Below are 20,402 nucleotides of genomic sequence, written 5' to 3' on the forward strand. Positions count from 1 at the left end.
GCCTAAATGCTGCGTTATTGATAATTATTCTCATTTGAGCATCACAGGATCGGCGGATCGCTGCAGGAGGTTCGGATGGAACAATGGAAGCGAGAGATCGTGCTTGGCAATCGCGATTTCGAGGCACGCGACTTTATCGAGGCATTGCTGCACTACCGCCGCGCGCTGGCCGTGGCCCGCCGCCTCTTCGCCCATTGGCCGGACGCCGACGAAGCGGTGGCCGCACTGATCATCGCCCACCACAACATGGCCGACCTGCTGCGGCACATGAGTCACATCGACGAGGCCGCCAGCCATCTGTGTTCGGCCCACCGCTGCCTGCAACAGGCGATCATCGACCCGCATCTGCCCGACGCCCTGCGCGAAGCAGCCAAGCGCCACACACCGCGCACGCTGGCCGAGTTGCAGCGCTTCTCGCGCGAATGCTGCCGCCATCCAGACGTGATACGCGCACTGGCATCGCGCTGCGCGCAGTGTCCGCGGGCCTCGCGCTTGCTGCACTGATCCGCACCCAACGCCAACGCTACCCGGGCCATCGCCATGAAAGCACCTACGCCACGCAACCCCGAATCCACCGCCCTGCCGCGCAGCGTATCCACGCTAAGCGTGCGACATGTGCTCGGCTGGATCATCTTCATCGTTGGCGCCCTGCTGATCTGCCGCGAGATATGGGAACACTTCATCCAGCGCGACCAGCGCGTGTTCGACGCACTGCTCGGCGGCAGCATCGCGGCTGGCGCGACCGCGCTGGGCACCATTCCGGTGCTGCTCTCGCGCCAGCTCTCCGACCGCGTGCAGGACACGCTGCTTGGTTTCGGCGCGGGGGTGATGCTGGCGGCATGTTCGTTTTCGCTGATCGTCCCGGGCGTGGCCGCAGCCACCGCGCAAGGCGCCGGGCCATGGCAGGCGGCCGGTATCGTGGGCGGCGGCATCTTGCTCGGCGGCCTGCTCATCTATCTGATCGACCGCTTCGTGCCGCACGAACACTTCATCAAGGGCATGGAAGGCCACATGGCGCTTCGCCTGCGCCGCGCGTGGCTGTTCGTGATCGCCATCGCACTCCACAACGTGCCGGAAGGGCTCGCCATTGGCGCCGCCTACGGTGGGACCGACGCGCTGCGAGCCTCGGCGCTGGCGACCGGCATCGCGATCCAGGACGTGCCGGAAGGCCTGGTGGTTGCCGTCGCCTTGCTGTCGGCCGGCTATTCACGCGCCTTTGCCGTGACGCTGGGCGCGCTGTCCGGGCTGGTCGAGCCGATCGCCGCCGTGCTTGGCGCATCGGTCATCACGCTGTCCGTGCAATTGCTGCCTTGGGGCCTGGCATTTGCCGCCGGAGCCATGCTGTTCGTGATCAGTCACGAGATGATTCCCGAGTCGCACCGCAAGGGGCACGAAGCCTTCGCGACCGGCGGACTGATGGTGGGCTTCGTGGTGATGATGACACTCGATACGGCGCTGGGCTGATCGACAACTCCCACGCGGGGCAGCGCCGTACTGCCCCACTGAGCGGCGCCTTTTGCCATAATCCGCCCCGCACCTACCCTGGTCCTGCCGCAATGGCAGGCGAAAGACTGTCTCCGATGCCCCACCGCTCCCGCAACGAGAACACGGCGCTGGCTCCTCTGCCTGCGCATGAACGAACCTTTTCCTGGCGCGACCACGCCGCGCTGTGGCTGAGCCTTGGCGTGGGACTGCTGGTGATACAGGTCGGCGCGTATCTGGTGCCGGGACTGGGTACCCAGGGTGCGCTGGCCGCGATTCTCGCCGGCTCCCTGCTGGGCGCCGGCCTGCTGGCATGGACGGCGCGCCTCGGTTGCGAGAGCGGCCTGTCGAGCGCAGGGCTGATGCATGCGACCTTCGGCCGTCACTTCGCCCGCCTGCCCGTGTTGCTCAACGTGGTGCAACTCATCGGCTGGACGACGTTCGAGCTGGTGGTGATGCGCGACGGAACGGTATCGATCGCGCGGCGAGCGGGCGGCTTCGTGTCCGATGCCTGGCCGTTGTTGGTGACCCTGCTGTGGGGCGGGCTATTGATCGCGTTGCTGGCGGGCTCGATGGTGCGGCTGGTGCGCAAGTTCATCGGCCGCTACGGCCTGCCGCTGGTGATCGCTTCATTGCTCTGGCTGAGCTGGCAGTTCCTGCGTCGCGCAGGGGACGTGGGCTGGATGGAAATCTGGCATCGCGCCGGCGATGGCAGCATGGGCGTGTTGTCGGCCCTCGACCTGGTGATCGCCATGCCGGTGTCGTGGCTGCCACTGGTGGCCGATTTCGCGCGTCACGGCCGCACTGGCGCCGGGGCCTTTGGCGGCACATGGCTGGGCTACGGTCTTGCCAATATCTGGTGCTATGCGCTGGGCATGCTGGTGGCGCTCACGACCCCGAGCGCCGATCTGCTTGGCGCCCTGCTGCTGGCCCAGGGCGGACTGGTTGCGCTGGGGCTGATCCTGATCGATGAGGTCGATAACGCCTACGGCGACATCTACTCCGGTTCGGTCGCCGCCCACAGCCTGGTGCCACGCTGGAGCGTGCGCCAGTGGGGCATGGCGTTGGCGGCCTTGTGCACGGCGTTGGCGCTCTTCTTGCCGATGCACAGCCTGGAGCCGTTCCTGCTCACCTTGAGTTCGGTGTTCGTGCCGCTGTACGGCGTGATCGTCGCGCGTCTGACCGGGCTGGAAAACGTTGTCGAACGCATTGGGGCACAGCGCATCAACGCCAGCGCAGTGACGATCTGGCTGCTCGGCATCGGCGTCTACCACGCGGCGGCGGTCTGGACGCCGCAATGGGGCTCGGCACTGCCGTCGCTGCTGACGAGCTTCGCGCTGGGGTGGCTGACACGTCCGGATCTGGCCGGCAGCCTGGGGCGGCGTCCGTCGGAAGGCTGAGCCGCGCTCACAATCGCTCACAGTCGTGTCAATCGTCGACCAGGAAAAATCCTCTAAGCTCTCTGATTTTGACCGCTTTGCTGTCCGTGCCTAACCGACTCACTCTGGCTGTACTGTGCAGCGCCCTGCTCGTATCGTGCGCAACATCACGGCCCGCTCCGGTGGAGTCCGCGACGCAAGTCGTGTCCGCGCCCCCCGCCCCATCTGCGCCGCCGACGATCGAAACACCTGTGCCGCCGCCTACGGCCGTCACTACCGAACCGCTTCCGCCCATTGCGCCGGCGGCGACACCTGTCACGCCGGCCGCGCCAGAAGCCAATACACCGGCGCCCGCGGCACGCGCGCCAATGACCGAAGCACAGGCGCGGACACTGCTGCTGCAATTGCTGCCGTCGCGCATATCCGACCGCAATGGCTGGGCCGACGACATCCTGAGCGCATTCACGCACCTGCGCATTCCGTACACGGCGGAATACTTCTGCGCAGCCAACTCGATCATCGAACAGGAGTCCACCTGGCAGGGCGATCCGACCGTGCCCGGCCTGCCCGACATCGCGTGGAAGAAAATCGGCGAAAAGGCCTGGGAGAAGCACGTTCCGCTCATCGCCGTGAAGACCGCGTTGCTGAAGACCTCGCCGGACGGACGCAGCTACAAGGAACGCATCGATACCCTGCGCACCGAGCGCGAGATGAACAGCATCTTCGAAGACCTGTCGGCCGATGCCGCTCGCCTGGGCTTGCCGCTGAGCATGAGCAACCCGATCCACACCGGTGGGCCCATGCAGGTGAGCGTGGCGTTCGCCGAAGCGCACGCGCGCACCACGCCCTACCCTTACCCGCTCAAGAGCACCATCCGCGACGCCGTCTTCACGCGGCGCGGCGGCGTGTACTTCGGCGTCGCCATCCTGCTGCAATACCCCATGCAATACAGCGACATGCTGTATCGCTTCGCCGACTACAACGCCGGCCGCTACGCCAGCCGCAACGCGGCATTCCAGTCGGCGCTCGCGCGCGTGTCCGGCAAGAAGGTTGCGCTGGACGGCGACCTGCTTGCCTATGTGAATGGGACCGCGAGCAAGACGCCAAGCGATGTCGAACAGGCGCTTTTCGCCATCGAAGGCAAACTGGGTATGGGTCGCGACGCCATCCGCCGCGACCTGCTGACGGAAAAGACAATCGGCTTCGGACAGACACAGCTCTATCGCAAGGTATTCGCACTGGCCGAGGCGAATGGCCGCACGATGCCGCGCGCGGTACTGCCGAACATCGAACTGGTGAGCCCCAAGATCACGCGCAAGCTCACCACGGCGTGGTTTGCCAAGCGCGTGGAGGGCCGTTATCAGACCTGCATGGCGCGGGGCGGCTAGTCCTCGTTCGGACTGCCGCGAGGCTGTGAAGGGGACTAGGAGACCGGGAGGCGCTCCCACACCGGGGTGAGGTCCGGTGGCAACGACGGGCCGCGACCGAGATCGAACTGGCTCTCGCCCGGGCCGTGAAAATCCGACGCGCGCGAGGCAAGGAATCCATACCGCCGCGCAACGCGCGCGTATTCGAGCACCTGCGCACGCGTGTGCGAACTGGTTACGACTTCGACGCCATCACCGCCAAGCTCAGCAAAGCGCTCGAACAATCCGGACATCTCCGCTTTCGAGAACCGATAGCGCCCGGGATGCGCCACCACGGCCAGTCCGCCGGCGTTATGGATCCACTCCACCGCCTGATCCAGCGTGGCCCACTCGTGGTCGACGAAGCCGGGCTTGCCGCGCACCAGGTAGTTGTCGAACACCTGTTGCGTGTCGCGTGCAACGCCGATCGAAACGAGGTAGCGCGCAAAATGCGCGCGGCCGATGAGAGAAGGGTTTTCGGCATACGACGCCGCGCCTTCGTAGGCGCCTTCGATACCAATGCGCGCCAGTTCGTCACCAATGCGCCGTGCGCGCGTGTCGCGCCCTTCGCGCACCGCAGCGAGCCCCGCGGCGAGCATTGCAGAAGCCGGATCGACGGCCAAGCCGACGATGTGCACGCTCTGGTCGAGCCACGAGATCGAAATCTCCACCCCGTCGACGAACGCCACGCCGGTCGCGCGCGCCGCTTCGCGTGCCTCCGGCAGGCCGGCCAGTTCGTCGTGATCGGTCAAGGCCAGCAGATCGACGCCATTGTTTGCGGCACGCTCGACCACCGCCGTCGGGCTCATCAAGCCGTCGGAAAACGTGGAGTGGCAATGGAGGTCTGCGTTCAACGGGGTCTTCATGGGCTCAAAAGCGCTTTCGTGCAGTGCATCAATCGATCATAGCAGAGGCCCGCGCCAGCTCGCGCCCGGTGCAATAATGCCTGCCATGTCGAACATCCTCATCGTTGAAGACGAGGCGCCCATCGCCGAAACACTGGCCTACGCCTTGCGCGCCGAAGGTTACGCCACGGCACATGTCGCGACCGGACAAGCTGCATTGGCGCGGCTCGCCGAAGGGAATCTCGCATTGGCGATCATCGATGTCGGCCTGCCGGACATCAGCGGCTTTGAACTGGTCCGTCGCATCCGGTCATCGAACCCCATCCCGGTGATGTTCCTCACCGCGCACGCCGACGAGATCGATCGTGTGCTGGGCTTTGAAGTGGGCGCGGACGATTACGTGGTCAAACCATTCTCGCCGCGCGAAGTCGCCGGCCGCGTGCGTGCCATTCTGCGCCGCACGACATCTATGCCCGCGCAAGCAATTGGGGGCACGTCATCCGTATGGCAGCACGACGCATCGGCCGCGAGCATCCGCTACCACGGTGCCGTGCTTTCGCTCACCCGCTACGAGTACCTGCTGCTGGCGTGGCTGATCCGGCATCCCTCGCGCGTATTCTCGCGTGAGCAGTTGCTCGAAGCCGTGTGGAACGGCGCGCATGACGGCTCGGACCGCACCGTCGACACGCACATCAAGACCCTGCGCGCCAAGCTGCGCAGCGTCGCGCCCGACGACGACCCGATCCAGACTCATCGCGGCATGGGCTATTCGCTGCAGGCGCCGCGCGCATCGTGAATCTCTCGCTGCGCATCTTCATCGGCTATTTTCTCGTCGTCGGACTGACGGGACTGTTCATCCTGAACATCGTCATCACCGAGGTGAAGCCCAGCGTACGTGAGACCATCGAAGAGACGATGGTCGACACCGCCAATATCCTCGCCGCTCTCGCCACCGATGAACTCAAGTCCGGCACCATCGGAGACGGCAACTTCGCGCAGAGCGTGGATCGCTACGCCACGCGCAGCATCGATGCGCGCATCTGGCATTTCCGCAAGACCACGCTCGACTTTCGCGTATACGTGACGGACGCGCAGGGCAAGGTGGTGTTCGATTCCGAACGGCGCGCGGTCGGCATGGATTACTCACAGTGGAACGACGTGCGTCGCACGCTCGAAGGTGTGTACGGCGCGCGCACCACGCGCGAAGAACCCAGCAAGGAAACCAGCACCGTCTTCCACGTGGCGGCGCCGATCATGGACGGACCGCGCATCATCGGCTCGCTGACCGTATCGAAGCCCGTCGCGCGGATCGATCCGATCATCAGCCGCGCCGAGAACACGATCTTCCGCTATGGGGTGGCGTTGATCCTCGCCTCGCTGGCCGTCGGCCTGTACATGACGGTGCGCCTGCAATTGTCGATCCGACGGCTGCAGCATTACGCACGCGCGGTGGCGGCTGGCGAACACGTGGACGCGCCACACTCGAGTGCGCGCGAACTCGAAGAACTCGCCCGCGCCATGGCCGACATGCGCGCCCGACTCGACGGCAAACAATACGTCGAGGGCTACGTGCAAGCGCTCACGCATGAACTGAAGAGTCCGCTGGCAGCCGTGGCAGGCGCGGCCGAGTTGCTGGCCGACGATCTTCCCGCTGAAGATCGGCGCCACTTCGCACAGACGGTTCAGGCGCAGACGCACCGCATGCAATCGCTGATCGATCGGCTGCTGCGCCTGTCGCGGCTGGAGTCGCTTGAACAGCTCGACACACGCGAACGCCTCGAGCTGGCGAACGTCGTGGGCAAGACCTGCGCCGCGCGCGAACTGATCGCCTCCCAGCGCGATATCGCGATCAGCATCGACATGGGCCAATCGCCCCCGGTCATCGAAGGCGACGCCGCCCTGCTCGAACTCGCCATCGGCAGCCTGCTCGACAACGCCATCGATTTCGCGCCCGCTGGCAGCACCGTCCAGTTGAGCGCAACGCGCGAAGGCGCCGATGTTGCGGTGCGTATCCACAATCGCGGCGAAGCCATTCCCGACTACGCCCTGCCTCGCCTGTTCGAACGTTTCTACTCGCTCGCACGGCCCGGGACGGGCGCCCGCAGCAGCGGACTGGGGCTGTCGATCGCCCGGCAGATCGCCACGCTGCATGGCGGCAGTGTCGAGGTTGCCAATCATCCGCACGGCGGCGTCGAGGCGGTCTTGCGACTGCCCGCCCGGGGCGGCTGAAGACACAGGAAAACCCCATGGACGCACCGGTCGAAATCCGCCGCATGCGGGCTGGCGACGCCGAAGCTGTCACCCGGCTTTCCACGGAACTGGGTTATCCGGACAGCGTCACCGCCATTGGCGATCGCATCGCCTATGCCAACAACAATCCGGAACACGCCGCCTTCGTTGCCGTGCGCGACGGCGAGGTGCTGGGCTGGATTCACATATTCATCATGCACTTGCTTGAAACCCCGGACTTTGCAGAAATCGGCGGCCTTGTCGTCGGCCGGGCCGCACGACGCACCGGTGTCGGCGCGGCGTTGGTCGAAGCGGCGGCCACGTGGTCGCACGGGATGGGCGTAACCGCCTTGCATGTGCGCTCGAACGTGATCCGCGAAACCGCCCATGCGTTCTATCGGGCATTGGGTTTCAGAGATCTGAAGTCGCAGCTCATGCTGGTGCGCAAGCTTCGGCCGGACCCGTAGCGCGCGACCATTACCGGCCGACTTGATCGTCACCAAACACTTCACACGGCCTTCACAAACGCTTCACGTCCGATGCATCGTCGCCTCATACGGCGCTTGCATCATGGGCCCCACTCGAACAACACGAAGGGGGAAAGTCCATGAAGACCTTATTCGGCAAGGCGTTTGTGCTGATCATGCTCATCGTCGCACTGAGCATCGGTGTGATGTCGGTCCGCAGCACCATCGGCGAACGCCTGTCATATCGCGAAGAGGCGCTCGACTCGGTCACCGCCAGCCTGCCGCGCGACCAGCGCATCGCCGGGTTGGTGCTGGTGCAGACTTATACCGAGCGCTACCTCGCCATCGAAGATGTCACCGACGCGGCTGGCAAGCGCTCGCGCCGGCAGGTGACGCGCGAACAGACGCACGACTACATCGTGCTGCCCGAATCGCTCGATGTCACTGGCTCGCTCATGCCGGATCAGCGCCGCATCGGCCTGTTCCGCATCATGGCGTACCAGTTCGACGGGCACCTCAAGGGCAGCCTGCGCGTGCCCGGCGCCACCGACCTGCCACGCACCCGGAGCGATTCGCAGATCGTCGCCATGGCGCGGCCGCGACTGATGCTCACGCTTTCGGACACGCGTGGTCTGCGCGAAGTGAAGATCGCCGTCGACGGCAAGGATCTTGCCGTCAAACCCGGCGAAGGGCTGGGCGAGGCCGCCAGCCTGCAGACGACCGTGCCGGATGAGGCACTCAAGAGCGGCACGCTGTCCTTCGACACCACGCTGGTCATCGGCGGCACCGGGCGCTTCAATCTCGTGCCGCTGGCGCAGCAGAACCGCATGGCGATCAGCTCGCCGTGGGCGCACCCGTCATTCATCGGTGATTTCCTGCCCGTCGAACGCAACATCCGCCAGACCGGGTTCGATGCGCTGTGGCAGACCAGTTCGCTGGCTACCAGCGCAGGCCGGGTGTGGCTCAACGCAGTCCAGCGTGCCAGCGAGGAACGCGGCGTCCGCGATGCCGCGGACACGTTCTCGGTGCAACTCGTCGAACCGGTCGACATCTACTCGCTGGCCGATCGTGCGACCAAGTACGCCTTCATGTTCATCATGCTCACACTCGGCATCTTCATGATCTACGAGCTGATGAAGCAGATGCGCGTGCACGCCATCCAGTACCTGCTGGTGGGTGCGGCGCAGTTGATCTTCTTCCTGCTGCTCCTGGCGCTGTCCGAACACATCGGCTTTGCGACGGCCTACCTCGCCGCGACCGTGGCCTGTGTCGGGCTGATCGGCTACTACATTGCCGCCGTGCTGAAGAGCGCCTGGCGCGGTACCGGCTTTGCCGCGCTGCTGGCCCTGCTCTACGGCGCGCTGTACGGCATCCTCCAGAGCGAACAGAACGCGCTGTTGCTGGGATCTACCCTGGTATTCGTGGTGCTGGCCGCCGTCATGATCGCCACCCGTCGCACCGATTGGCACGCACTCACCCACATCGAACTGCCGCGTCGCCCGGCACGCCGCGCACCGGCCGCGGAACCGGCTTCGACACCCGAGTGAATATGACTTGCCGGCGGACAGCCGATTCCGGTACAGTCCGCCGGTCATTCGGGAGAGCGCCGCAGGGCTTCGCCCGCAGCCGCCGAAGGCGTAACCCCCCGGGAACCGCTCAGGCAAAAGGACCGAATCGACACTGAACATAATCTGGAGAGCGATGCGCGAGGCCGCATCCACCGAAGGGGCAGGCGCCGTCGATACGGTTCCGTAATCTCTCAGGTACAAGGGACAGATGGGGGCCGGGCGCACAAGGCGCGCCCGGCCCCTTTTTTATTTGTCGATTCGGAGAACAAGGCCTTGGCCAAACAGACCCCGCTCTACCAGACCCACGTTGACGCTGGCGCAAAGATCGTCGACTTCGCCGGCTGGGACATGCCCATCCACTACGGCTCGCAGCTCGAAGAGCACCATATCGTGCGCCGCGACGCAGGCATGTTCGACGTCTCGCACATGCTGGCCGTGGATGTCACCGGCGCGGGCGCGCGCGACTACCTGCGCCGCCTGCTGGCCAATAACGTCGACAAGCTCAAGGAACCGGGCAAGGCGCTGTATTCGTGCCTGCTCGCCACCGACGGCGGCGTGCTCGATGACCTGATCGTCTACTTCTTCGCCCCCGACTTCTATCGCATCGTGGTCAATGCCGGCACGGCCGACAAGGATCTGGCCTGGATGCGCAAGCAGGCCTCGGCACTGCCCGGCGGCGGCAACGTCACCATCGCGTCGCGCCGCGACCTGGCCATGATTGCCGTGCAAGGCCCCAACGCTCGCGCCAAGGTGTGGGCCGCCCTGCCCGGCTCGCAGGCCGCGTCCGAATCGCTCAAGTATTTCCAGGCCGCCCAGTGGAACGACATCACTATCTGCCGCACCGGCTATACCGGTGAAGAAGGTTTTGAACTCATGGTGCCCGTGGCCAAAGCCGTGGCAACGTGGCAAGCGCTCGTCGCCGCCGGCGTGGCACCCGCGGGGCTTGGCGCACGCGACACGCTGCGTCTGGAAGCCGGCATGAATCTCTACGGCCAGGACATGGACGAGAACGTCGGCCCGCTCGAATCGGGCCTGGCCTGGACGGTCGACCTGTCCGTGGGCCGCGACTTCATCGGCCGCGCCGCGCTCGAAGAGCACCCAGCACAACGCGCGCTGGTCGGGCTGCTGCTCGAAGACCGCGGCGTTCTGCGCAGCCACATGAAGGTCTTTACCGCGCAAGGCGAAGGCGAGACCACCAGCGGCAGCTTCGCGCCGAGCATGAACGCATCCATTGCGCTGGCCCGCGTGCCGCTGGGTGCGAACGTCGGCGACAACGTCGAAGTCGACGTGCGCGGCAAGCGCCTCAAAGCCCGCGTGGTAAAAACGCCGTTCGTGCGCAACGGCAAGGTATTGGTTTAAGGCGACGCAAGAAGGAACTCCTTCGATCGCCGACGAACCCGGCAGCGGCTTCAACCCGCTCTGCCTCGATTTCTGCAATGCACGTATGAACCGGCGCGCCGCCAACGGCCGCCAACCCGGAGACGACACTGATGAATACGCCCGAAAATCTGAAGTACACCGAATCCCACGAATGGGTGCGCGTCGAAGCCGACGGCACGCTGACGGTCGGCATCACCGACCACGCGCAGGAACTGCTCGGCGACATCGTCTTCCTCGAGCTGCCTGAAGCCGGCCGCACCGTCGCAGCCAAGGAAGAATGCGCCACCGTCGAATCGGTCAAGGCCGCCTCCGACATCTACGCCCCGGTCGCCGGCGAGATCATCGCCAGCAACGAAGACGCCGTGGGCGCCCCCGAATCGATCAACGCTGACGCCTACGCCGCCTGGCTCTTCAAGATCAAGCCGGCCAATGCCGCCGACGTCGGCGCACTGATGGACGCCAAGGCGTACGAAGCCGCAGTGGGCTGATTCCACCGTGCCCGCGAACAGGCCCGAGCCGAAAGAGCCGCTGCAGATCCTCGCCGAAGGCGCGGTGGTGGCGGCCGGCATGGCACTGACCGTGCTGCTGCTCATGCGCGGCAAGGTACTGGTGGCCCTGCTGATGGCCTTGCTCTTCGCGGGCATTCTGGTGCGGCTCAAGCGCGCCTGGCAGCGCCGCCGCGCGACACGCTGACCCGGCGCCCCAGGGCGCCGGACTGAAACGCCCGTCACCACCGACAGGCCACCACAAGACCGGCAAACGGCAACCGCGTCGACTTTGCGACGTCCCCATTTTTGAAGAACTGACAGCCATGACGAACATCTCCACCGCGCCGTTGGCCGCGCTTGAACAACGCGACGAATTCATCGCCCGCCACATCGGCCCGGATGCCGAAGAACAGGCCGCCATGCTCGCCGCGCTCGGCGTGCCGACGCTGGACGCCCTGATCGATCAGACCGTGCCGGCAGCCATCCGCCTGAAGGCGCCACTGGCCATCGGTGAGCCGACGACCGAGGTGGAAGCGCTGGCGCGTCTGAAGACCATCGCGCAGAAGAACGGCTACAAGAAGTCGCTCATCGGCATGGGTTACTACGGTACGCACACGCCGAACGTCATCCTGCGCAACGTCATGGAGAACCCCGGCTGGTACACCGCGTACACGCCGTACCAGGCCGAGATCGCCCAGGGCCGACTCGAAGCGCTGCTCAATTACCAGCAGATGGTGTGCGACCTGACCGGGCTGGAGCTGGCCAACGCCTCGCTGCTGGACGAAGCCACCGCCGCGGCCGAAGCCATGACCATGGCGCGCCGCGTGTCGAAGTCCAAGTCGAACAAGTTTTTTGTCGATGCCGCCGTGTTCCCGCAGACGCTGGACGTCGTGCGCACGCGCGCAACCTACTTCGGCTTCGAGCTGGTAGTGGCCGAATTGACCGAAGCGGCTGCGCACGACGTGTTCGGCGCGCTGCTGCAATACCCGAACGAGCGCGGTGAAGTTATCGATCCGTCGGCCGTCATCGCCGATTTCAAGGCGCGCGGCGCGGTGGTGGCAGTGGCCACCGACCTGATGGCCCTGATGCTGTTGAAGTCGCCCGGTGAGATGGGCGCGGAAATCGCCTTTGGTTCGGCGCAGCGCTTTGGCGTACCGATGGGCTTCGGTGGCCCGCACGCCGCGTTCTTCGCCACGCGCGAAGCCAACGTGCGCGCCATGCCCGGCCGCATCATCGGCGTGTCCAAGGACGTTCGCGGCAAGACCGCGCTGCGCATGGCACTTCAGACGCGCGAGCAACATATCCGCCGCGAGAAGGCCAACTCCAATATCTGCACCTCGCAGGTGCTGCTCGCCAACATGGCGGGCATGTACGCCGTGTATCACGGTCCGCAAGGCCTCAAGACCATCGCCACACGCATTCACCGCCTGACGGCGATCCTCGCCGCGGGGCTGACGGATGCCGGGCTGCAACTGGCGAACGACAACTACTTCGACACGCTGCACGTGAAGACCGGCGCGTCGACCGAATCGATCCTCGAAGCCGCTTTCACCGCCGGCTATCTGCTGCGTCCCGTGTCCGAAGGCGTGCTGGGCGTCGCCCTGGACGAGACGACCACGCGCAAGGATCTGATCCGCCTGCTGGACATCTTCGCCGGCTACTTCGAGCGCGACCGTCAGGCCGTGCCGACCGTGCGCCACGGCTACGTCGAAGCCGACATCGATGCGCTCGACGCGCGCGTCGCAGCGGGCGCCATTCCCGCCGCGCTCGTTCGTAGCAGCGCAGTGCTCACGCATCCGGTGTTCAACATGCACCACACCGAGCACGAAATGCTGCGCTACCTGAAAAAGCTGCAGAACCGCGACCTCGCGCTCGACCATTCGATGATCTCGCTGGGCTCGTGCACGATGAAGCTCAACGCCACGGCCGAGATGATCCCGGTGACCTGGCCCGAATTCGCCAACGTACATCCGTTCGTGCCGCGCAAGCTCGCCGTCGGCTACACCGAAATGATCGATGGCCTGGCCGCGTATCTGCGCGCGGTCACCGGCTTCGATGCCATCTGCATGCAGCCGAATTCCGGCGCGCAGGGCGAGTACGCCGGTCTTGTCGCCATCGCGCGCTACCACGCCTCGCGCGGTGAATCGCACCGTAACGTGTGCCTGATCCCCAAGTCCGCGCACGGCACCAACCCAGCGACCGCGCAGATGTGCGGCATGGACGTGGTCGTCGTGGCCTGCGATGACAACGGCAACGTCGACGTGGCCGACCTCAAGGCCCGCGCCGAGCAACACCGCGACAAGCTGGCCGCGCTGATGATCACCTACCCTTCGACGCACGGCGTGTTCGAAGAATCGATCAAGGAAATCTGCGAAATCATCCACGCCAACGGCGGCCAGGTGTACATGGATGGTGCCAACCTCAATGCGCAGGTGGGGCTCACCTCGCCGGCCACCATCGGCGCCGACGTCAGCCACATGAACCTGCACAAGACCTTCTGCATTCCGCACGGCGGTGGCGGCCCCGGCATGGGCCCGATCGGGCTGGCGGCGCATCTGGCTCCGTTCATGGCCGACCACGTGGTCGCCGCCACGGGCGACAGCAATCGGCCCAACAAGGGCCAGGGCGCAGTGTCCGCCGCGCCGTTCGGCTCGGCCAGCATCCTGCCGATCTCGTGGATGTACATAACGATGATGGGCGGCACGGGCCTCAAGCGCGCGACCGAAGTGGCGATCCTCAACGCCAACTACATCGCCGCACGCCTGTCGGTGCACTACCCGGTGCTGTACACGGGCCGCCAGGGCCGCGTGGCGCACGAGTGCATTCTGGATATCCGCCCGATCAAGGCTGCCACCGGCATCACCGAAGTCGACATCGCCAAGCGCCTGATGGACTACGGCTTCCACGCTCCGACCATGAGCTTCCCGGTGCCGGGCACGATCATGGTCGAGCCGACCGAGTCGGAATCCAAGGCGGAGCTCGATCGCTTCATCGCCGCGATGACGCAGATCCGCGAAGAGATCCGCCGCATCGAGCAAGGCGTGCTGCCAGCCGAGGCCAACCCGCTGAAGAACGCCCCGCACACGCAGGCCGACATCATCGGAGAATGGGATCGTCCTTACTCGCGCGAGGAGGCGGTCTTCCCGCTGCCATACGTGGCAGAGAACAAATTCTGGCCGAGCGTGAATCGCATCGACGACGTCTACGGCGACCGCAACCTGTTCTGCGCCTGCGTGCCGATGGACGATTACGCCGCCTGATCTCGCCGACCTGATCCGACTGCGACCAAGCCGGACGATGCGCGCGCATCGTCCGGCTTTTTCATGCCCGGGGCGCCAGCGCGATGATGGCGATGGCCGCCACCGCCAGCACGATCGCGAGCTTGTTGAACCACGCCAGTCGTTCGCCGAAACCCGCCACACCCACCAGCGTGCCGAGGACGACCACGCCAATGTTCATGCTGGCGAACACCACTGCCGGCTGTCCCGGCAATGCGCGATGGGCTTGCACGTAGAAGATGATGTTGCCGAAGTTGATCAGGCCCAGCAGCAGGCCGGCCGACAGATTGCGCATGCGTAGCGCCGTCGCGCCGCACGCGACTCGCGACACCTGCCACGCCAGCATCCCGACGAAGGCCAGCGCGAAAGTCACCTGAAGCGACGCCGCGAACGGCGTACCGGCCGCCGCGATGTGCTTGAGCATCACATCCACCGCCGCGAACCCGACCCACACCGTCAGCAGCGACCACCACCCGGCGCCGGAAGCGCGCTCTCCGCCGCCGACGCCCGGGCGGGCGAGGATGCCCACCACCGCCACCAGACCCAGCGCCAGCCCTGCCAGTTTCATCGCGGGTGCCGGCTCGCCGAACCATGTGAATGCGGCGATCAGCGAGAGCAGCAGCGACAGGCGCTGGGCGATGTCTGTCCGGACGATGCCGGCGGTGCGCACGCTCAGGGCCAGCACGAGAAAGAGACACGGCAGTACGGCCGCCAGCAACAACAACGACGGCCAGGGCGTGTCGGCCAGCCACAGGCTCGACAGGTCCGGGCGCATGAGCAGCGCGCACAGGAGCGATGCTGCGAGGTAATTCCACGTGACGGCCTGCGCCACGTCGACATCGAAACGACGGGACACCTTCAGAAGTACCGACACGAGCACGCTGCACAACGCGCTCAGGGCAATCAAATGCATCGAAAAGCCTTCAGGAACGAATGACTCGGGCCGTTATTTTGCATGGTGGAATCGGATCGAAAAAACGGAATGACGATTGAATCGGATGACCGGACCTTGTCGGCCCGTTCTCAGTCGCGCTGGAGCGGCCGCCAAAATGCCGCCGAGACGCCCCGATATCGCCAAAATCGCCATTTGTGAGACGACCAACGGTCGATGCAGCAAATTTAGTAACAATGCTATTATCCTTGCGCTGTAGGTGTTTTCCCCTTCCAGTTTCGGAGTCGTTCCAATGTCCTTGAAGAAAATTCTCGCAGTCGCGCTCGTGAGCGTGCCGATGGTAACCATGCCGCTGCTGGCCCAAGCGCAGGCAGAAGGTACGGGTGCTGGTGTTGGTGCAGGTGGTACGGGTGCTGCCAGTACGGCAGCCGGTGCTGGCGCAGCAGGCGCCGCCGCTGGCGCTGGCACCGTTGCTGGCTTGACGGCGGGGACCCTTGCCGCTATCGGTGCCGCCGCTGCGGCAGCCATCGGCGCTGCCGTCGCTATTGCCTCCAGCAGCAACGACAATTCCAGCACCCCGACGAACACGAACACCTCGACCGCCACGAGATGATTCGTCGGCCGCTCCTTGCCGGCCACAAGAAAGGGCGACGCACCGGGTGCGTCGCCCTTTTGCTGTGCGCCGCCGCCTTGATGCTATCGGGATGCACCTCGGTCTCGTCAGCCTGGATGGACTCCATCCGTGGAATGTGGAACCGGGACAAGGACGAGATCGACCTCTCACGGCTGAACCCGCAGTTTCGGTACCTGAAGATCGTCATCAACGGTGCCCCGGTGGTACTGGCGCTCGGATCGATCGATTCGACACCGGCTCAGGACGGCCAAGCCGCCAGCCCAACCGAAAACTGGTACAGCGCCTCGGGCGAGCTGGTGCGCATCCGCGACGGACGCATCGTTGCGACGAGCGGAGTCGAAGTAGCCGACTGGCGCAGCACCGCGAGCGGCGCATTGCCGAGCTGGCAGAGCGTTGCCGCCGCGCCCGACCGCCTGTGGTTCTACCACCGCACGCGCGATGTGATGCCCGGCTATCACTACGGCCTGAAAGACGCGATCACGATCACGCCGATTGCCCGCCCCGAGACAAAGACACCGCTCGTCGGTGTTGCACCCGAACAGCTCGCGTGGTTTCGCGAAACCGGCGTGACAACCGGCGCTGACGACGCCAACAAGATGCAGGCGGCGATCTACGGTGTCGACCTCGGCCGCACGGGCAACGAAGCCGTCGTCTATCTGGAGCAGTGCTTGTCGGCGACCGTGTGTCTGACGCTTCAGCGCTTGCCCGCCGCCAAGAACGCGAGCTGATCCGCGCCTCAACCCCAATTCCGAGAGGCGCCGGTGTGGCGCCGACGTAGCAGCCGATGCACCCCGCAACAAGACCTCCCTGCCCCCAGAAACAACTCGTACAGCGCCTGGCAAGCGCGGCCGGCACGCTTTTCTTCGCCGGATATTGCAACATCGCTGCCGCGCAGAACGCTGACACCGCAGCCGTGATACCGGGCGAGCGGCTGAGCGCGTGGCTCATGCGCCAGCCGCAATACGCCGCGGGCCACGCCTACCTGCCCGGTGTGCTGTGGCAAGTGCCGGAAGAAGTCTCGCGCCAGGCGATCATCAAGGCGCGCCTGCTCGACACGTTGGGCGCCGACCCCGCGCACGCAGCGCTGGCAAAGTGGCTGGAAGCGCGCCCCGTCACCGGGCGTAGCACGGTTGCCATCGGCGAACCGCGCTGGCTCGAAGGCATGCCGGCGCAGGACCCGGTCTTGCGCAGCGGTCAGCAAGTGCGCCTGCCGTTACGGCCAACGACTGTGACGGTCGTGCTCGACACGGGCGACGCCTGCCAGGTGCCGCACGTGCCGGGCGAATCGGCAGGCGAATACCTGCGCGCCTGCATGACACCGGAAGATGCCGCGCATCGTTCAGTCGTGTGGATTGCGCAGCCGGATGGACGCCAGCAGCGCTTCGGCATCGCCAATTGGAATGCGCAACCCCAGACGCCCCCCGCACCGGGCGCGTGGATCTGGGCACCGCGTGCTGACAGCGGGCTGGACGAAGCCTTCTCCGCCGACATGGTGCGCTTCCTCGCCACGCAAGGGGCGGCCGACGACGGCGCGGGATTCCAGGTTCCCAACCCGTTGGTGATCACTCAGCGCGCACCCCAGGTGCTGCGCGCCCTGCCGATCACTTCGAACGACTGGGGCGAAATCGGTCTGTTGCAGACACCCACTGCTCGCATGGCACCCGCGGGCGATATCCGCGTACACATCAGCAAGGTGTCACCGTACACCCGCGTGTCGGTCGTATTGCAGCCGCTCGATTGGCTCTCCGGCGCCTTCCGCTACACCGACGTGAAGGATGTTCCCTACGACCCGACCTTCACCATCAGCGACCAGTCGTACAAGGACAAAAGCATCGACGTCCGCGTGCGCCTGTGGAAAGAATCGGAGCACCTGCCTGAGATCGCCGTCGGCATCCGCGACCTGGGCGGCACGGGTTTGTTCTCGGGCGAATACGTGGTGGCGAACAAGCGCTTCGGCAACTTCGACTGGAGCCTCGGACTCGGCTGGGGATATGTCGGTGCACGGCAGAACCTGCCCAATCCGCTGAGCTTCATCAGCAATCGATTCGACACGCGCACGCGTTCGACCACGACTGGCGAGACCAACACCTCGAACTACTTCCGTGGCCGCACGAGCCTGTTTGGCGGGGTCCAATGGCACACGCCGTTCGACCCGCTGGTACTCAAGCTCGAATACGATGGCAACGACTACCAATCGGAACCTTTCGGCGCGCAGCGCCAGCGCATTCCGTTCAATTTCGGCGCCACCTACCAACTGTCGAACGCCGTCGACCTGACTGCGGGTTTCGAACGTGGCACGACGGCCATGCTGGGTATCACCCTGCACACCGACCTGTCGCGCTCGACCAGCCCCAAGGTATTCGACCCGCCCTACCCCGCGATGCCGGCGCAAGCGCGTCAGACGATGCCCGACTGGCGAGCCGCTGCGGACGAAATCAGCCGCCAAACGGGTTGGTATGTCGAAGGCATCGACATCCAGGGCGACACGCTGCGCCTGAAGGTGGACGACGCCAGTTCGGCCTACCGACAAGAGCGCATCGACCGCGCAGTGTCCACGTTGAATCTGTATGCGCCGGCTGGCGTGGGGACTTTCTCGGTCGATTTCGTGCGGCATGGCATGGCGCTCGACAGCCAGATCGTCAACCGTGCCGACTGGGTGGCGCGCAAGACCACCGCAGAAGCGCCCGCCATTCGCGGCAATCGCGGACTTGCCTACGGCACGGCCGTAGACCGTCTGCGTTCGGACGACACCGTTCCGTCCGCGGCCGTGCCGACTGCTGACGCCTCGCCCGGCGCGCAGGCCCCTGCAACTGTGCCAAGCCCGGCGCCGGCCGACGCACCGATCATCGCCCCGTCATCGCTCGACACGCGTTGGACGAGCGAGCGCGACCGCCTGCGCGGCGGCCTGCAACCGAGCTTCTACCAATCGTTCGGCGGGCCGGACGCGTTCATGCTCTACCAGATCGGCGTGCGCGGCTGGGCGGAATACCGCATCACGCCCCAAACGCTGCTAGGCGGCGAAGCCAACCTGCGCATTCTGGATAACTACGACAAGTTCAAGTTCGAGGGTTACTCTGATTTGCCGCGCGTACGCACCCACGTGCGCGAATACGTCACCAATTCGCGCCTGACGCTGACCAACCTGCAGCTCACACACGTGGAACAGCCCACGCGCAATAACTTTGTCAGCGTGTACGGCGGCCTGCTCGAATCGATGTTCGCCGGCGTCGGCGCGGAATGGCTGTATCGCCCTGTCGCCAGCCGCTGGGCGGTGGGCGTGGATGTCAACCGCGTGCGGCAGCGCGACTACGACCAGCACTTCCGCATGCTGGACTACACCGTTAACACGGGTCACGTCACGCTGTACTGGGACACCGGCTGGAACGGCATCTTCGCGCGCGTGGCAGCGGGCCAGTATCTCGCGGGCGATCGCGGCGTCACCGTCGACATCAGCCGCCGCTTCGACAATGGCGTCGTCATGGGTGCCTGGGCGACCAAGACCAACGTGTCGGCAGAGCAGTTCGGCGAAGGCAGTTTCGACAAGGGCATCTATCTGACGATTCCGTTCGATGCGATGTTGCCGCGGTCGAGCACGGTGTCGGGTACCTTCGTGTGGCAACCGCTGTTGCGCGACGGCGGTGCGATGTTGGGCCGTTCGCAACGGCTGTATTCGGTCACCAGCACGCGCGACCGTGAGGCCTTTCAATTTGCGCCGCCCCAGGACAAGCGCGACAAATCGCCCGACACGGGTGAAGACATCTTCGCGCCCACGCAGCCCTGATCCTGCGGTGCAGAAAATAAAACGGCTGGCACATGTGCCAGCCGTTTTTCGTGGTGGACACGCTGTGGCTATCGCGTCATCCACTGCAGCGGGACGAGCACCAGCGAAGGGAAGAGAATCAGCAGCACCAGCACACCGATCTCCGCCACGAGGAAAGGCCACACGCCGCCCACCACGCGATTCATGGGCATCTTCCCGATAGAACTGATGACGTTGAGCACCGACCCCACCGGCGGGGTGATCAGCCCGATGCTCTGGTTCATCACGTACAGCACGCCGAAGTACACTGGATCGATGCCCGCCTGCACCACGATGGGAATCAGCACGGGCGTCATGATGAGAATGTTGGGCGTCAGATCGAGCACGCAGCCCATCAACAACCCAAGCACCATCAGGATCGCGATCAGCAATGTCTTGTTGTGGACGAATGGCTGCAGAAGCTCGCCGAGTTGCTGCGGAATATTGACGGCCGTAACCAACCACGCCGATACCGATGCCGCCGCGACCAGCAGCATGACGACAGCGGTCGTCTTGGCGCCCGCCAGGATCAATCCATACAGATTGGCGAGACGG

The 20,402-nt window shown here is 65.2% G+C and carries 18 protein-coding genes and 1 riboswitch; of the genes, 15 read left to right on the forward strand and 3 right to left on the reverse strand.

Features of this window, described 5'->3' with window-relative positions; genetic code table 11:
• The first annotated feature begins 75 nt into the window (after positions 1 to 75).
• From ACDA63_RS07680 to ACDA63_RS07695, 4 genes are all read left to right on the forward strand, one after another.
• Positions 76 to 504 carry a hypothetical protein gene (locus ACDA63_RS07680; protein ID WP_373662632.1) on the forward strand — a complete coding sequence of 143 codons (429 nt, stop codon included), beginning with the start codon at positions 76 to 78 and terminating at the stop codon, positions 502 to 504.
• A gap of 36 nt (positions 505 to 540) precedes the next feature.
• Positions 541 to 1,464 carry a ZIP family metal transporter gene (locus ACDA63_RS07685; protein WP_373662633.1) on the forward strand — a complete coding sequence of 308 codons (924 nt, stop codon included), beginning with the start codon at positions 541 to 543 and terminating at the stop codon, positions 1,462 to 1,464.
• Between the two features lie 116 nt (positions 1,465 to 1,580).
• Positions 1,581 to 2,882 (forward strand): cytosine permease, encoded by a 1,302-nt coding sequence (locus ACDA63_RS07690; protein WP_373662634.1) that lies wholly within the window; start codon positions 1,581 to 1,583, stop codon positions 2,880 to 2,882.
• 347 nt (positions 2,883 to 3,229) lie between these two features.
• Positions 3,230 to 4,249, forward strand: coding sequence for a DUF1615 domain-containing protein (locus tag ACDA63_RS07695; protein WP_373662635.1), 1,020 nt, complete (start codon positions 3,230 to 3,232; stop codon positions 4,247 to 4,249).
• A gap of 35 nt (positions 4,250 to 4,284) precedes the next feature.
• Here the strand turns inward: ACDA63_RS07695 and ACDA63_RS07700 are convergent, their stop codons facing one another.
• On the reverse strand, positions 4,285 to 5,133 hold the full coding sequence (locus tag ACDA63_RS07700; protein ID WP_373662636.1) for a 3',5'-nucleoside bisphosphate phosphatase: 849 nt from the start codon (positions 5,131 to 5,133) through the stop codon (positions 4,285 to 4,287).
• Between the two features lie 85 nt (positions 5,134 to 5,218).
• On the opposite strand from ACDA63_RS07700, the gene creB reads away from it, so the two are divergent.
• The 8 genes from creB (at position 5,219) to gcvP (ending at position 14,504) form a co-directional block, all read left to right on the forward strand.
• Complete coding sequence (gene creB / locus ACDA63_RS07705; RefSeq protein WP_373662637.1) at positions 5,219 to 5,908, forward strand: two-component system response regulator CreB; 690 nt, start codon at positions 5,219 to 5,221, stop codon at positions 5,906 to 5,908.
• Complete coding sequence (gene creC, locus ACDA63_RS07710) at positions 5,905 to 7,341, forward strand: two-component system sensor histidine kinase CreC (protein WP_373662638.1); 1,437 nt, start codon at positions 5,905 to 5,907, stop codon at positions 7,339 to 7,341. The genes creB and creC overlap by 4 nt, the downstream gene beginning before the upstream one ends.
• Positions 7,342 to 7,358: 17 nt before the next feature.
• Positions 7,359 to 7,808 carry a GNAT family N-acetyltransferase gene (locus ACDA63_RS07715; protein WP_373662639.1) on the forward strand — a complete coding sequence of 150 codons (450 nt, stop codon included), beginning with the start codon at positions 7,359 to 7,361 and terminating at the stop codon, positions 7,806 to 7,808.
• 140 nt (positions 7,809 to 7,948) lie between these two features.
• A complete protein-coding gene (gene creD, locus ACDA63_RS07720) occupies positions 7,949 to 9,355 on the forward strand; it encodes a cell envelope integrity protein CreD (protein WP_373662640.1) in 1,407 nt (468 codons plus the stop codon).
• A gap of 39 nt (positions 9,356 to 9,394) precedes the next feature.
• Positions 9,395 to 9,490, forward strand: a riboswitch (glycine riboswitch).
• A gap of 159 nt (positions 9,491 to 9,649) precedes the next feature.
• Positions 9,650 to 10,735, forward strand: coding sequence for a glycine cleavage system aminomethyltransferase GcvT (gcvT, locus tag ACDA63_RS07725; RefSeq protein ID WP_373662641.1), 1,086 nt, complete (start codon positions 9,650 to 9,652; stop codon positions 10,733 to 10,735).
• Between the two features lie 131 nt (positions 10,736 to 10,866).
• The gene (gene gcvH, locus ACDA63_RS07730; RefSeq protein WP_373662642.1) at positions 10,867 to 11,244 is read left to right on the forward strand and encodes a glycine cleavage system protein GcvH; all 378 of its coding nucleotides are present in this window, start codon (positions 10,867 to 10,869) and stop codon (positions 11,242 to 11,244) included.
• A 7-nt stretch (positions 11,245 to 11,251) separates the two neighbouring features.
• On the forward strand, positions 11,252 to 11,449 hold the full coding sequence (locus tag ACDA63_RS07735) for a hypothetical protein (RefSeq protein ID WP_373662643.1): 198 nt from the start codon (positions 11,252 to 11,254) through the stop codon (positions 11,447 to 11,449).
• A gap of 118 nt (positions 11,450 to 11,567) precedes the next feature.
• Positions 11,568 to 14,504 carry an aminomethyl-transferring glycine dehydrogenase gene (gene gcvP, locus ACDA63_RS07740; RefSeq protein ID WP_373662644.1) on the forward strand — a complete coding sequence of 979 codons (2,937 nt, stop codon included), beginning with the start codon at positions 11,568 to 11,570 and terminating at the stop codon, positions 14,502 to 14,504.
• A gap of 61 nt (positions 14,505 to 14,565) precedes the next feature.
• On the opposite strand, the gene ACDA63_RS07745 is transcribed toward gcvP, so the two are convergent.
• Complete coding sequence (locus ACDA63_RS07745; protein ID WP_373662645.1) at positions 14,566 to 15,435, reverse strand: EamA family transporter; 870 nt, start codon at positions 15,433 to 15,435, stop codon at positions 14,566 to 14,568.
• Between the two features lie 271 nt (positions 15,436 to 15,706).
• On the opposite strand from ACDA63_RS07745, the gene ACDA63_RS07750 reads away from it, so the two are divergent.
• The 3 genes from ACDA63_RS07750 (at position 15,707) to ACDA63_RS07760 (ending at position 19,829) form a co-directional block, all read left to right on the forward strand.
• The gene (locus ACDA63_RS07750; protein WP_373662646.1) at positions 15,707 to 16,027 is read left to right on the forward strand and encodes a hypothetical protein; all 321 of its coding nucleotides are present in this window, start codon (positions 15,707 to 15,709) and stop codon (positions 16,025 to 16,027) included.
• A gap of 134 nt (positions 16,028 to 16,161) precedes the next feature.
• Complete coding sequence (locus ACDA63_RS07755; RefSeq protein ID WP_373662647.1) at positions 16,162 to 16,776, forward strand: hypothetical protein; 615 nt, start codon at positions 16,162 to 16,164, stop codon at positions 16,774 to 16,776.
• Between the two features lie 56 nt (positions 16,777 to 16,832).
• A complete protein-coding gene (locus ACDA63_RS07760; protein ID WP_373662648.1) occupies positions 16,833 to 19,829 on the forward strand; it encodes a YjbH domain-containing protein in 2,997 nt (998 codons plus the stop codon).
• Positions 19,830 to 19,897: 68 nt separating this feature from the next.
• Here ACDA63_RS07760 and ACDA63_RS07765 read toward each other — a convergent pair.
• Positions 19,898 to 20,402, reverse strand: a 505-nt coding sequence (locus ACDA63_RS07765) for a TRAP transporter large permease subunit (RefSeq protein WP_373662649.1), incomplete at its 5' end; no start/stop codon positions are given.

Source organism: Uliginosibacterium sp. sgz301328, assembly GCF_041807905.1.
Classification (GTDB): domain Bacteria; phylum Pseudomonadota; class Gammaproteobacteria; order Burkholderiales; family Rhodocyclaceae; genus JBGVSA01.

Bases quoted from the DNA above. Each gene is read 5' to 3' on its own strand.
- ACDA63_RS07760 (WP_373662648.1), top strand. From the start codon at position 16,833: ATGCACCCCGCAACAAGACCTCCCTGCCCCCAGAAACAACTCGTACAG.
- ACDA63_RS07695 (WP_373662635.1), top strand. From the start codon at position 3,230: ATGACCGAAGCACAGGCGCGGACACTGCTGCTGCAATTGCTGCCGTCG.
- gcvH (WP_373662642.1), top strand. From the start codon at position 10,867: ATGAATACGCCCGAAAATCTGAAGTACACCGAATCCCACGAATGGGTG.
- ACDA63_RS07750 (WP_373662646.1), top strand. From the start codon at position 15,707: ATGTCCTTGAAGAAAATTCTCGCAGTCGCGCTCGTGAGCGTGCCGATG.
- ACDA63_RS07685 (WP_373662633.1), top strand. From the start codon at position 541: ATGAAAGCACCTACGCCACGCAACCCCGAATCCACCGCCCTGCCGCGC.
- creB (WP_373662637.1), top strand. From the start codon at position 5,219: ATGTCGAACATCCTCATCGTTGAAGACGAGGCGCCCATCGCCGAAACA.
- creD (WP_373662640.1), top strand. From the start codon at position 7,949: ATGAAGACCTTATTCGGCAAGGCGTTTGTGCTGATCATGCTCATCGTC.
- ACDA63_RS07715 (WP_373662639.1), top strand. From the start codon at position 7,359: ATGGACGCACCGGTCGAAATCCGCCGCATGCGGGCTGGCGACGCCGAA.
- ACDA63_RS07700 (WP_373662636.1), bottom strand. From the start codon at position 5,133: ATGAAGACCCCGTTGAACGCAGACCTCCATTGCCACTCCACGTTTTCC.
- gcvP (WP_373662644.1), top strand. From the start codon at position 11,568: ATGACGAACATCTCCACCGCGCCGTTGGCCGCGCTTGAACAACGCGAC.
- ACDA63_RS07745 (WP_373662645.1), bottom strand. From the start codon at position 15,435: ATGCATTTGATTGCCCTGAGCGCGTTGTGCAGCGTGCTCGTGTCGGTA.
- ACDA63_RS07755 (WP_373662647.1), top strand. From the start codon at position 16,162: ATGTGGAACCGGGACAAGGACGAGATCGACCTCTCACGGCTGAACCCG.
- ACDA63_RS07680 (WP_373662632.1), top strand. From the start codon at position 76: ATGGAACAATGGAAGCGAGAGATCGTGCTTGGCAATCGCGATTTCGAG.
- ACDA63_RS07690 (WP_373662634.1), top strand. From the start codon at position 1,581: ATGCCCCACCGCTCCCGCAACGAGAACACGGCGCTGGCTCCTCTGCCT.